The sequence below is a fragment of the Enterobacter sp. Tr-810 genome, from assembly GCF_011752765.1.
Taxonomy (GTDB): domain Bacteria; phylum Pseudomonadota; class Gammaproteobacteria; order Enterobacterales; family Enterobacteriaceae; genus Enterobacter; species Enterobacter soli.
Window position 1 is genome coordinate 526,003 of sequence record NZ_VWWW01000003.1, and the last position, 11,870, is coordinate 537,872.

The window sequence follows — 11,870 nt, forward strand, 5'->3', positions numbered from 1 at the left end:
TGTGAAAAAGCTAATATCTTCCGATTGATAATATCAGTTATAAATAACGGTGAAAGTTGATACGGAATTAGCAGGGCCAGCCGTAACGGCAGCCTGTGTCTGAATATAACGCGCTGCAAATTCCAGATCGTTGACCGTACTTCCTGCATTCAGCGGATACTGGCGGGAAGGGGTATATAAGCTGACGGGTTGTTCTGACGAATCAAGCAACTGAATAGCGACACCGGTTGCCGCATCAGCATCTGCTGTCAATGCCAGCGTGGTGCTGTTATTCGCATCTGGTGTACCGCCGAAATTAATTGCGGCAGTGGTCACTGTCTCCGGGCAATCTTTTAACTGAATGTCAAACTTCGTCGGTGTACTGGTAGAGCCTGCACCAGTAAATACCGTTTTAGAGACTTTGCCTAACTGCACGTTTAATGGATCGCTTAATCCATTAACCACCTGACAAGCAGAATCAACAATTTCACCGGTGAAGTTAATCTGCCCTTCACCGTTTGTTGCCGCAAATGCGGATGCAGAACATCCCACCGTTGCAGCGATGCAAAAACCTAAAGCAACCTTGTTCATAATCAATCCTGGTGTGTTTCGGGTAAATACGTTATCTGGACGTTTTTACCGTTCCCCTCTTAACGTTTCGGCGACTATTTAATCAAAAAAGGTATGCTTAAGAATCTTCTATAGAAATCACAAATAATTGAAATAAACCTTGTGTTTCATTATCTTCCATAAAATCAAGATCTTGATTGCGGTGATAAAAAACTATCGGCCAGCGCATCTTCAGGGCTATATTGTTAACAAGATGATGTTGTCAGGAGAAATGTCGTGGATTATCGCAAAATTATCAAAGAGGTAGGGCGTGGAAAAAATCATGCCCGCGACCTGGATCAGGAAACAGCTCACGCGTTGTATACGCATATGTTGAATGGCGATGTGCCGGAGCTTGAAATGGGCGGCATCCTGATAGCGCTGCGCATTAAAGGCGAAGGTGAGGCCGAAATGCGCGGCTTTTATGAAGCGATGCAGGCGCAAACGCTTCGTCTGACGCCGCCCGTGGCAAAGCCTATGCCGATTGTCATTCCAAGTTATAACGGTGCGCGTAAACAGGCGAACCTGACACCGCTTCTGGCCATTCTGTTACACAAGCTGGGATTCCCGGTGGTCGTTCATGGTGTAAGCGAAGATCCAACCCGCGTTCTGACTGAAACCATTTTCGAGATGCTGGGCATTGAACCGACCCTGCACGCAGGCCAGGCACAGGCGAAACTGGACGGGCATCAGCCGGTGTATATTCCGGTTCGGGCGCTGTGTCCGCCACTGGAAAAGCAGTTGGATATGCGCTGGCGTATGGGCGTGCGTAACAGCGCGCACACGCTGGCGAAACTGGCGACGCCATTTGCGGAAGATGCAGCGCTGCGCCTTTCCAGCGTGTCGCATCCCGAATATGTCACGCGTGTCGCTAACTTCTTTGAGGATATCGGTGGACGGGCGCTGTTGATGCACGGGACCGAAGGCGAGGTTTACGCCAATCCGCAGCGTTGTCCGCAGCTTATGCTGATTGATTCAGCAGGTATGCGTGCCGTTCTGGAGCGTGGTGAAGAGAATTCAGATGTGGTGTTGCCGTCAGCGAAAGATCCGCATACGACCGCACACTGGATTGAACAATGCCTTGCCGGGAATGTCCCCGTTCCGCACTCCATTAAGCTGCAAATGGCCAGTTGCCTGTATGCAACGGGTGAAGCTGAAACGGTGGAAGCCGGGCTTAAGCGCGTTGAGCAGTCATTTTAGGCAAAAAAAAAGCCCGTTCAGTGGCGGACGGGCAAGCAAGGGTAACAACAACAGGGTCAATGAGGGTGGAGCAACTCGCCAGAGGGTATAGCGAGTGTGGAGCATAATTCTGTTCGGTTATTTGTAGATAACCGCAGTACCGCTAAGTTTGTTGTTGGTGTTTGCGGAAGTAATGGTATAACCGCTTGCACCCGCCGCTTCAGCTTTCGCAGCCAGTTTGGCTTCCAGACCGTCCAGAGTGGTTGCACCTTCAGCACTGACCACACCGATTTTATTCATATTCTGCGCCTCGGCAGAGGAGACAGCTTCTGCGGCGAACGCGCCAAAGGACAGAGCAGACAGGGCAACAGCAGCAACAGCATATTTGATGGTTTTCATAGTTAATCTCTCGCAGGTTATTCTGTTAAGGGGACGATGTTCCGTCGATGTGATAAGTATCACGTTTTTTTGCGGAGGATAAAATCGAAGAGAATTGACGGCATTGCTCAAAAAAATTGAATGACAAATAAGTTATTGAATATTAATAAATTCAAAAGCGGGATTTACACTTCTTGTCGCTGCGCTTTACAGAGCCAGAATGAAGGGCACATTTTGCTACGCGTGGCGGAAAATTTCGTGAGCGTAAAGGAAACCGCTTGCGCGGTTATCTTACGTAAATGAAAGTCAACGTAACTGGCTGTCTTTCGATCCTCTGCGATTATATCCCGCATAAGATGAGTTTTTCGAATCTTTATCCTGTTGACAGGTAATGCATAACCGTACGCCGGGAATGGCTTTACGCCGTGCCTCAGGAATCGGAGCGCCGCACTCTGCGCACTCTTCTAAACTTTCACCCTGCGGTATCTCACCGCGAGCGCGCGCGACAGCATCTTCAATTGTACTGTTGATCTGTTCGTTGACCGCGTCATCATTTGCCCAACCGGAAGCCATTGCCTACTCCTGTACAGGGGATGTACCTCATAAGATTACTATGGGGTTAAAAAACGTACAGTCAAGGTGGAGGAAAAGAGAACCGCATCTGCCGGGCAGATGCAGCTCTTTATCAGGAGGGAGCTTATTTGTAGATAGTGGCTGTACCGTACATACGGTTTTCACCCCCAGCAGAATTAACCACAATGCCTTTAGCACCTTCTTCACGCGCTTTTTCGGCGAGTTTCGCTTGCAGGTCGTCAAGATTGGCTGCACCTGTTACGGAAACGGTGCCTGAAGGGCGCAACTGCCCGGTATCGCCATGTGATAGCGTTTCAACAGACCAGGCGGAGAAAGATGCTCCAGCCAGTGCACCTGTGATGACGATGAGTGTCAGGTATTTCTTCATAATCACATCCTCTGAATGACAACGGGTGATCCTCAGTAAGTTTAGAAGCTTGCAGAGTGTGATTTAGAGCAAATATTTGATGATGATCTGCTTATTTTTTGAACGATATAAATTGACAAATCACTGACAGATCATAGACATACAGGCCACTGATTTTTTTCGTAATTTTGCCTCATGCACAGAGATATTTACCCTGGAGTCGGCAAAGGGTATCTTACGCCGCTGTTTAAAGGAGAATGCCATGACTTCCCAAAAGCCGGGGTTGCACCCGCGTAACCGTCACCGCAGCCGTTATGATATGCAGGCGCTGTGCCTGAGCTGCCCACCGTTGCAGGACTTTATTGTGCAAACGCCTGCGGGTGAACCGTCGGTTAACTTTGCCGATCCGCAGGCTGTCAAAATGCTCAATAAAGCGTTGCTTGCCCACTATTACGGCGTTGCGCACTGGGATATTCCCGAAGGCTTTCTCTGCCCACCCGTGCCTGGGCGTGCGGATTATATCCATCATCTTGCCGACTTGCTGGCTGAAGATTACGCAGGCGTTATCCCGAAACAGGCCACGATCCTGGATATCGGCACTGGCGCGAACCTGATTTATCCGCTGATTGGCGCGCATGAATACGGCTGGCGTTTTACCGGAACGGAAATTGACGCCAGTGCTTTCGCCAGTGCGCAGGCGATTATCAATGCCAATGCCGGACTCAGCCGTGCCATTCGACTGCGTCGGCAGAAAGATGCCGCAGATATTTTTAACGGCATTATTCATAAAAATGAGCAGTACGATGCTACCTTGTGCAACCCGCCATTCCATGACTCTGCGGCTTCTGCGCGTGCTGGCAGCGAGCGTAAACGCCGTAATCTGGGGCAGGCTGAAGATGGCGCACTGAATTTTGGTGGCCAGCAGCAGGAGCTGTGGTGTGAGGGTGGCGAAGTAGCCTTCATTCTCAAAATGATCGCCCAAAGCAAAGCATTTGGCCGTCAGGTGAAATGGTTTACAACCCTTGTTTCTCGCGGGGACAACCTGCCGCCGCTGTATCGTGCGTTAACGGAAGCGGGTGCGGTTAAAGTGGTGAAAAAAGAGATGGCGCAAGGCCAGAAGCAGAGCCGCTTTATCGCGTGGTCGTTTATGGACGATAACAAACGCAGCAAATAATCCTCTTGTGTAGGCCGGGTAAGGCGAGGCCGCCGCCCGGCAACACGGCTACAGCGTCGGTTCCTGCGGCGGTGGCGCTGATGCCGGTGATGGCAACACCTGATAGGTCTGCACCGGCATTCGCACATCCGCCAGATCAAAGTGTTTTTTCACCATGCTGTCGAGCGCAAATCGCACGGTCCACTGTTTAAGCGGCTGGGTGGTGAACGACACACGCAGCGTGAACGCCGTATTGGTAAGCCCGACAATACCGGCAAAAGAGGGCTCGCCAATGATAAGCCCCCGAATGCCGTCCATCTCCAGTAACTCTTCCACCGCGGCCTGTAGCGCCTGCTTTGCTTTATCGGCATCTTCATGGCGATCGACATCGTAATTTGCCACTACGGAGCCAATACCGCGCACGAAGTTAGCGAAGGTGGTAATCGATGACCACGGAATAATGTGGTACGCGCCAGTGTCCTGGCGCACGCCGACGGAGCGGATGGACATCCGTTCGACCGTGCCGGTTAATGGCCCGATAGTCACCAGATCCCCAGTGTTCATGCCGTTCTCAAACTGAATAAAGATACCGGTAATAATATCCTTCACCAGCGTTTGCGACCCGAAGGAGATCGCCAACCCCAGCGCGCCGGCACCGGCCAGCAGTGGGGCAATATTCACGCCTATTTCTGACAATACAATCATGATGGTAATGGTGCTGATAATGACCGCCAGCGCATTGCGAAACAGAGTTAACAGCGTGCGGGCACGGGCGCTCGGCAGCGGCCTGCCGTGAATATCTGAAACCAGACGGTTCTCAATCAGGCTCGCCAGCAGCGTCCAGCCTACGGCTGAGAAGAACAGGATCAGCGCGATGCGAATCAGAATATCGACGGTCTTTTCCCCCGCACCGTTGTGCAGCCAGTTCCAGAAATCAAACAGCCCCCAGGCGTTCAGCAGCAGCATCACGGCAACGCAGACGGTAAGGATCCGCGCCACTTTAAGGGATACCGACGCCCAGCCATTCACCCGCTTTTGCAGCTCCGGGTAGTTGCGCTGAACCTGTGGTGACAGGGTGATAGTTTTTGAGATCCAGCGTGAAAGCAGGCCCGAAACGAAGGCAGCAATGCCGATAATGGCCAGGCTTTTGAACGTGGCTCCCATCATAAATTTCAGGCTGTTGCCCGGGTCAAACAGGGAGAAGAAACAGAGCACAATAAAGTAAGCGCTTGCCAGCCAGTGCCACACCAGTGCGAAGGCGCGTATGAACAGGCTGAAGAACGAAAGTGAACGGTCGGCCAGTTGCAGCAGACTTTCGGTGATGTGCTTTTTATTGTGAAAGATCAGGTACAACGCCCAGACGGTAATACAGAGCATGATCAACACGTTGGCCAGTGCGCCGAACTGGACATTCACCTGATTAGAAATGATTGGCACGGCAACCAGCAGCCCATAGCCAATCAACCCGCTGAGAATACTCAACCTTAGAGCCCAGTATTTAGCGCTCTTATCCTGAATGGCAAAAGGGCGAAGATCCGGTACGCCCGGGCAAAAAATGAGGCGTAGCAGCGCCTTAAAAAACTCAATCAGGGCAAATGCGTTCAGGAACAGCGCCTGCTGAAAGGCGATGGTTTTACTGCCGGCATTCAGCGCGTCGCTCGATATCTGCCCGACAAACAGGGTGAGGGCCAGCAGCAGTAAATCAATGATAAATGCGCCGGTAATCATTAGCGGTAACGGAAACCAGCTGCCCTTGTCGCGGTTCTTTTTTCGTCCCCACTGACCCATTTTGCGGTACAGCGGCCAGGCGCACAGGCGTGCCAGCCAGTAAAAAGCAAACACAATGGCTGCCAGCATCAGGAAATGGCTCACCGCAGTGGTAAAAGTCTGCGGGTTGAAAGGCTTATGCGGAGAACCAATTAAGTTGCGCCAGAGCTGGGCAAAGCGTGAAGAGAGGGCTTCACTGTAGTGCCGGCTTACCTCGGTAACATTTTCCAGCACCGTTTTTTGTTCAGCTGTCTCTGGCGGCGCAATAGCGGGGACAGGCTCCTGAGACGGTGTGGCGGCAGCGTTACGTAACTGGCCGATGAGCGCCTGGCGTGAAGTATCATTCTCAAGGATATCGGCCAGCGCGCTATAGGCCGCTTTTTTCTGTTCGGCATCAGGTTCTGGTGGGGGCGTATTCTGCGCGGTGGACGAGGTTCCGGTGGTAACGCCCGGGATCGCGACCGCAAGAGAAGGGGCGCAAAACAGGCTAAGTACAAGCAACAGTATCCACGGCACGGCGTCCTCCGGTGAAAATGTCGAATGAAATGATAAGTATAGAAGGCAGGAGGCGGTGGAGGATTTTTGGGAACAATCTGGCAAAAAAAAGCCGGGTGCAGCTTTCGCTGACCCGGCCTTGTGGCTGAAAGGTGTATCAGGAAACGTGTTGCAGGAATTCCTGCAAACGCTGGCTTGGCGGGTTCGCAATAAGCTCTTGCGGGTTGCCATCTTCAGCGATACGGCCTTTATCAATGAAAATCAGGCGAGAAGCCACTTTCTCGGCAAAGCCGATTTCGTGGGTAACGATAACCATCGTCATCCCTTCTTCTGCCAGATCCTGCATGACTTTCAGCACCTCGTGGCGCAGCTCAGGATCGAGTGCAGAGGTTGGCTCATCAAACAGCATCATTTTCGGTTTCACTGCCAGCGCGCGGGCAATCGCTACACGCTGCTGCTGGCCGCCGGACAACTCAGAAGGGTAGTGGTGCGCACGCTCCGCCAGACCAACTTTCGCCAGTAGATCTTTCGCCAGCGCTTCTGCTGCCGCTTTGTTGGCCCCGCGCACGCGCAGTGGGCCAAACATCACGTTTTCCAGCGCCGTCAGGTGTGGGAACAGGTAGAACTGCTGGAACACCATTCCTGCTTCCTGACGGATCAGACGGTCGTCCACTTTCGGGTCATTGACTTTCAGGCCGTCGACAATCAGGTCGCCACTGGTTATCTCTTCCAGCTTGTTGATGCAGCGCAGCAGGGTAGATTTACCGGATCCAGAGGGCCCGATAATGACCACCACTTCGCCCTGTTTAATATTTAAATCGATATTGTGCAGCACCTGGGTTGGACCAAAGTGCTTGGAAACGTTTTTAAATTCAATCACAGGATTTTCATCCTTCTTTCAAGACGACGCAGAACAAAGCTCAGAACCAGAGTGATAATCAGATAGACAACGGCTACCGCACTCCAGATTTCCAGCGCACGGAAGTTGCCAGCAATAATCTCCTGGCCCTGACGGGTCAGTTCAGCAACGCCGATAACGATAAACAGCGACGTGTCTTTAATACTGATGATCCACTGGTTACCCAGCGGTGGCAGCATACGGCGCAGCGCCAACGGGAGGATAACGTGGCGGATCGTTTCGCGACGTGAAAGACCCAGAGCCAGGCCCGCTTCGCTGAAACCTTTATGAATCGACAGTACCGCACCACGGGTGATTTCCGCGATGTACGCACCGGAGTTGATCATAATGGTGACAACGGCCGCGCTGAACGGATCGATGCGCAGATCGGTGAATGCCATAGGCAGGGCGAAGTAGATGAACATGACCTGTACGACGATTGGCGTACCGCGGATCACTTCAATGAAAACCAGTGCGATGTGGTTAGCAATCCAGCCACCGTAGGTGCGGGCGAAACCGGCGACAAGACCGATAATCAACCCGCCAACCAGACCGAGGACCGAAATCCACAGGGTCATTTTGGCGCCTTCAAGCAAGAGAGGAATGGCAGGCCAGATGGCGCTCCAGTCAAACTGCATGATGTATTCCTGTATACCGTGGTGAAAACAAAAATTTAGCCAGAGGGATGACTAAAATTGTAGGCCCGGTAAGCGTAAGCGCTACCGGGCTTTACAGTACCTGATGGATCAGGTTGATTTATTTAGGTTCAGTACCGAACCATTTTTTGTAGATTTCGTTGTACGTGCCGTTCTCTTTCAGGGTTTTCAGCGCGCCGTTCACTTTAGTGCGCAGGTCATCGCTGCCTTTAGGGAACGCAATACCGTATTGCTGTGCTTCCAGAGATTCACCCACTGCTTTGAACTTGCCGTTGCCCGCAGTTTTGATGAAGTAGAGGATGTTTGGTGTGTCGTGCAGAACGGCATCAGCACGGCTGGTGCCCAGTTCCATGTACGCGTTGTCGATGTTCGGGAACTGACGCAGATCTTTGGTTTTGATGTTTGCTTTTGCGTAGTCAACAGAACCGGTACCGCCTTTTACAGCAACCACTTTGCCGTCGAGATCTTTAACGCTTTTAATGTCGTTATTGTCAGCTTTAACCATCACCAGCAGGCCGCTTTTGTAGTAGCCGTCAGAGAAGTCGATCGCTTTTTTACGTTCGTCAGTAATGGTGATACCTGCCAGCGCCAGGTCAACGTTTTTGGTTTGCAGTGCCGGGATGATACCGCTGAAATCCATTGGCTTCAGGGTGTAATCCAGTTTGAGTTCTTTTGCGATAGCGGCCCACAGATCCACATCGAAACCAACGTATTTGTCACCCTGTTTGAATTCAAACGGAACGAACGCCGTGTCGGTCGCCACAACCAGTTTGTCGGCGGCCTGAGAAGACACTGCAAAAGCCAGGGTAAGTGCAGCCAGTGAAACTTTTAATACAGACTTCATAGCATTTCCTTTTATATCCACGGGGCGATCCCCTGCGAGAACAACAGGCACCATGAAAAAATCGTGCCAACTTTACAACTTGTTGTTTTGCAAAGAGGATGATGTCACAGGTTGCACAATAAACGTGGCAATCCTGTTTTATTGCACCAAGATGGAGCACCCTTTTGGTGCGCTTCGTTTTGGTCAACTGACGGGGTGATATTTAGCGCAGGTTCTGACGAAAAAACAATCTTCTATTAACGGTTGTGTGAGGTGATTATTACATTTCGTTCACTTTTGCAGGGGGTGAACAAAAAAATGCGCACCATAAAAGTGCAAAGCCCCCGCCGAAAGCGAGGGTTTGATAGAAAAATCGTATGGATTACTCGATGTTAGACTCGATGAACCACAGGAATTTATCCAGATCGCGGGAAGCGGCGGTGAAGATGTCCGCGGTGTCTTCGTCTTTGGCTTCACCAATCGCTTTACGAACGTCGTTAGCGACAATCGCATACCTGTCCGCCAGCTCTTTCAGGTGATCCTGAACGGTGTGAATATCCAGCGGGTAACTTTTCAGTGGTGTTTTACTGTTGATGACCTGCGTTGTACCTAGCGCTACGCCCCCTAGCTGAACAGCACGTTCGGCCATGGTATCCAGGTGCTCGGTCAGGGCGGTACGGAATCCATCCAGCATTTCATGTACGGCAATAAAGTTTGCGCCGCGCATGTTCCAGTGAGCCTGTTTCGTTATCAGCGACAGATCAATGAACTGGATCACCTGGCGATTCAGCAACTCAACAGTCGCTTTCTTATCGCTATCTGATACATCGTTGCGGGTATAAAGCAGATTAGATGATTTCGTTTTTACCAGTTTAGCGGTACTCATAATCTCATATCCTCTTGATGTTTGTGTCCCAGGTAATTAACGAAAAAGAGTATAGCACCTGTTCAGGATATTGCGGCTTCGGTCCTGCCTATCAGTTTAATAGCGTAGAGAGCCTTGAGAATTAAATGTCTTTATTATCATTGTGATAATGTATTGGTTGCAGAAATGTTACTATTTCCCATCGTGCGGTGCAGCGCGGTAATGATATTTCAGAATAATGCGAAAATTGTGAATGAATAATACAGGAAGAGATACTGGCGTATATTCTGCATGGCTATTTCGCCATGCAGAATCAATCTCATCAATTAATATCGATTTTTTCGACTTTGCTTTCGCGGCGCAGGGTCAGCGTGGATCCCATTGACGCGGCAATAATGGAACAGAGCGCAAGTGTCTGGGTGAAGGTCAGCGTCTCACCGAGGAACACCATCCCTGAGATCGCCGCCAGCGCGGGCTCCATACTCATCAGCGTTCCAAAGATCCTTGTCGGCAGACGCGTAAGGGCAATCATCTCCAGAGAGTAGGGCAGTGCCGTAGAGAGGATGGCAACTGCAAGCCCTATCGGCATGACTGACCATTGCCAGATAGATTCCGTTGCCTGCGCCATGCCAACAGGGACAAAGACGATCGCGGCAATTAATGAGCCCAGGGCAACCGTTGCCGGGCCATGCTCTTCACCCGCGCGCTGGCCCGTAAGAATATAGACCGCCCAGCAGGCTCCCGCGCCCAGCGCCAGTGCCGCGCCCGTTAAATCAATCTGCGACACATCCTGGCCGAGCGGTAACAGGAACCATAAGCCCAGTACGGCTAACACCACCCAGATAAAGTCTACCGGACGGCGGGAGGAGAAAAGCGCCACGGCCAGTGGGCCGGTGAATTCGAGAGCAACGGCAATCCCAAGCGGTATGGTCTGAATAGAGAGGTAGAACATATAGTTCATGGCCCCCAGCGACAGCCCGTAAAACAGCAAGGGCAGGCGCTGTTCTTTTTTGAAGCGCAACCGCCAGGGTTTGAAAATGACCACCAGTATCGCCGTACCCAGTGCGATACGCAGCGCGGTTACGCCTGGCGCACCGACCAGCGGAAAAAGCGATTTTGCCAGCGACGCACCACTTTGAATGGAGAGCATGGCGATGAGTATGACTGCAACCGGCATCCAGACCGACGTTTTGCGGGATAACCCTGGCATCCTTTCTCCTGTCAATTTATGTCAAGTGAAGTAAAAGCCGCAGTGTATATGGAAATATGCTGCAACGGTTGAGACGCCGTTGAAAAAAAAATGCGTGAAATCCGTAAAATGGTTAAGCGTTGATGGATTTATCGACTGTCAGATTAAGAATAATCTGGATGAATACAGCGGCATGGACGCGCAGTATTAGATTTTTGATGTGGAAATTCTGCGTTATTTGAAAGAGATAGCTGATACTGGAAACGTTCTGTTACAGGAAAGGCTTCATTAGACATCATGAATCAGAAAGAGTTTCACAAGAATTTTTGATATATTTAAAACTTACGGATTTACTTGAAGCACATTTGAGGTGGTTATGAAAAAAATTGCATGTCTTTCAGCACTGGCAGCTGTTCTGGCTGTTTCCGCAGGTACCGCTGTAGCTGCTACTTCTACTGTTACTGGTGGTTACGCTCAGAGCGATATGCAGGGCGTGATGAACAAAGCTAACGGTTTCAACCTGAAATACCGCTACGAGCAGGACAACAACCCACTGGGTGTGATCGGTTCCTTCACTTACACTGAGAAAGACCGTTTCGACAACAGCGCTTACAACAAGAGCCAGTACTACGGTATCACCGCTGGTCCAGCTTACCGTCTGAACGACTGGGCAAGCATCTACGGCGTTGTGGGTGTTGGTTACGGTAAATTCCAGCAGACTGAAAACGAAGGTGCTAACCGCACTGCAAGCACCAGCGACTACGGTTTCTCCTATGGCGCGGGCTTACAGTTCAACCCAATCGAAAACGTTGCTCTGGACTTCTCCTATGAGCAGAGCCGTATTCGCAGCGTTGACGTTGGCACCTGGATCGCGGGCGTAGGTTACCGCTTCTAATCACTTCGGTGAGCCAATAAAAAATCCGCCCAATGTGGCGGATT

General features: G+C 51.1%; 13 protein-coding genes. 3 read left to right on the top strand and 10 right to left on the bottom strand.

Going from position 1 to position 11,870, the window contains the following annotated elements:
• Positions 1–33: 33 nt before the first annotated feature.
• Positions 34–570 carry a fimbrial protein gene (locus F3J30_RS12610; protein WP_166717448.1) on the bottom strand — a complete coding sequence of 179 codons (537 nt, stop codon included), beginning with the start codon at positions 568–570 and terminating at the stop codon, positions 34–36.
• Between the two features lie 255 nt (positions 571–825).
• On the opposite strand from F3J30_RS12610, the gene ybiB reads away from it, so the two are divergent.
• Positions 826–1,788, top strand: coding sequence for a DNA-binding protein YbiB (ybiB, locus tag F3J30_RS12615; RefSeq protein ID WP_166717449.1), 963 nt, complete (start codon positions 826–828; stop codon positions 1,786–1,788).
• A gap of 117 nt (positions 1,789–1,905) precedes the next feature.
• Here ybiB and ybiJ read toward each other — a convergent pair whose 3' ends face one another.
• From ybiJ to mcbA, 3 genes are all read right to left on the bottom strand, one after another.
• Positions 1,906–2,166, bottom strand: coding sequence for a DUF1471 family protein YbiJ (ybiJ, locus tag F3J30_RS12620; RefSeq protein WP_014069449.1), 261 nt, complete (start codon positions 2,164–2,166; stop codon positions 1,906–1,908).
• A gap of 285 nt (positions 2,167–2,451) precedes the next feature.
• The gene (locus F3J30_RS12625) at positions 2,452–2,718 is read right to left on the bottom strand and encodes a DksA/TraR family C4-type zinc finger protein (RefSeq protein ID WP_166717450.1); all 267 of its coding nucleotides are present in this window, start codon (positions 2,716–2,718) and stop codon (positions 2,452–2,454) included.
• A 124-nt stretch (positions 2,719–2,842) separates the two neighbouring features.
• Positions 2,843–3,106, bottom strand: a complete 264-nt coding sequence (mcbA, locus tag F3J30_RS12630) for a DUF1471 family periplasmic protein McbA (protein ID WP_166717451.1) — start codon at positions 3,104–3,106, stop codon at positions 2,843–2,845.
• Positions 3,107–3,347: 241 nt separating this feature from the next.
• On the opposite strand from mcbA, the gene rlmF reads away from it, so the two are divergent.
• Positions 3,348–4,259: a 23S rRNA (adenine(1618)-N(6))-methyltransferase RlmF gene (gene rlmF / locus F3J30_RS12635; protein WP_166717452.1), complete on the top strand. Its 912-nt coding sequence runs from the start codon at positions 3,348–3,350 to the stop codon at positions 4,257–4,259.
• 48 nt (positions 4,260–4,307) lie between these two features.
• Here rlmF and ybiO read toward each other — a convergent pair whose 3' ends face one another.
• The 6 genes from ybiO to rhtA all read right to left on the bottom strand — a co-directional run bounded on the left by ybiO (position 4,308) and on the right by rhtA (position 10,952).
• Entirely contained in the window at positions 4,308–6,521 is a 2,214-nt protein-coding gene (ybiO, locus tag F3J30_RS12640) for a mechanosensitive channel protein (protein ID WP_166717453.1), read from the bottom strand.
• A gap of 136 nt (positions 6,522–6,657) precedes the next feature.
• A complete protein-coding gene (gene glnQ / locus F3J30_RS12645) occupies positions 6,658–7,380 on the bottom strand; it encodes a glutamine ABC transporter ATP-binding protein GlnQ (RefSeq protein ID WP_014069454.1) in 723 nt (240 codons plus the stop codon).
• Positions 7,377–8,036 (bottom strand): glutamine ABC transporter permease GlnP, encoded by a 660-nt coding sequence (glnP, locus tag F3J30_RS12650; protein ID WP_003858462.1) that lies wholly within the window; start codon positions 8,034–8,036, stop codon positions 7,377–7,379. Before glnP ends, glnQ begins: the two co-directional genes overlap by 4 nt.
• Before the next feature lie 118 nt (positions 8,037–8,154).
• The gene (glnH, locus tag F3J30_RS12655; protein ID WP_014069455.1) at positions 8,155–8,898 is read right to left on the bottom strand and encodes a glutamine ABC transporter substrate-binding protein GlnH; all 744 of its coding nucleotides are present in this window, start codon (positions 8,896–8,898) and stop codon (positions 8,155–8,157) included.
• 361 nt (positions 8,899–9,259) lie between these two features.
• Positions 9,260–9,763 carry a DNA starvation/stationary phase protection protein Dps gene (gene dps, locus F3J30_RS12660; protein ID WP_014069456.1) on the bottom strand — a complete coding sequence of 168 codons (504 nt, stop codon included), beginning with the start codon at positions 9,761–9,763 and terminating at the stop codon, positions 9,260–9,262.
• A gap of 301 nt (positions 9,764–10,064) precedes the next feature.
• Positions 10,065–10,952: a threonine/homoserine exporter RhtA gene (gene rhtA / locus F3J30_RS12665; RefSeq protein ID WP_014069458.1), complete on the bottom strand. Its 888-nt coding sequence runs from the start codon at positions 10,950–10,952 to the stop codon at positions 10,065–10,067.
• A 355-nt stretch (positions 10,953–11,307) separates the two neighbouring features.
• On the opposite strand from rhtA, the gene ompX reads away from it, so the two are divergent.
• Complete coding sequence (ompX, locus tag F3J30_RS12670) at positions 11,308–11,826, top strand: outer membrane protein OmpX (protein WP_014069459.1); 519 nt, start codon at positions 11,308–11,310, stop codon at positions 11,824–11,826.
• Positions 11,827–11,870: the final 44 nt, after the last annotated feature.

Bases quoted from the DNA above. Each gene is read 5' to 3' on its own strand.
- F3J30_RS12610 (WP_166717448.1), bottom strand. From the start codon at position 570: ATGAACAAGGTTGCTTTAGGTTTTTGCATCGCTGCAACGGTGGGATGT.
- ybiJ (WP_014069449.1), bottom strand. From the start codon at position 2,166: ATGAAAACCATCAAATATGCTGTTGCTGCTGTTGCCCTGTCTGCTCTG.
- F3J30_RS12625 (WP_166717450.1), bottom strand. From the start codon at position 2,718: ATGGCTTCCGGTTGGGCAAATGATGACGCGGTCAACGAACAGATCAAC.
- mcbA (WP_166717451.1), bottom strand. From the start codon at position 3,106: ATGAAGAAATACCTGACACTCATCGTCATCACAGGTGCACTGGCTGGA.
- rlmF (WP_166717452.1), top strand. From the start codon at position 3,348: ATGACTTCCCAAAAGCCGGGGTTGCACCCGCGTAACCGTCACCGCAGC.
- glnP (WP_003858462.1), bottom strand. From the start codon at position 8,036: ATGCAGTTTGACTGGAGCGCCATCTGGCCTGCCATTCCTCTCTTGCTT.
- glnH (WP_014069455.1), bottom strand. From the start codon at position 8,898: ATGAAGTCTGTATTAAAAGTTTCACTGGCTGCACTTACCCTGGCTTTT.
- dps (WP_014069456.1), bottom strand. From the start codon at position 9,763: ATGAGTACCGCTAAACTGGTAAAAACGAAATCATCTAATCTGCTTTAT.
- rhtA (WP_014069458.1), bottom strand. From the start codon at position 10,952: ATGCCAGGGTTATCCCGCAAAACGTCGGTCTGGATGCCGGTTGCAGTC.
- ompX (WP_014069459.1), top strand. From the start codon at position 11,308: ATGAAAAAAATTGCATGTCTTTCAGCACTGGCAGCTGTTCTGGCTGTT.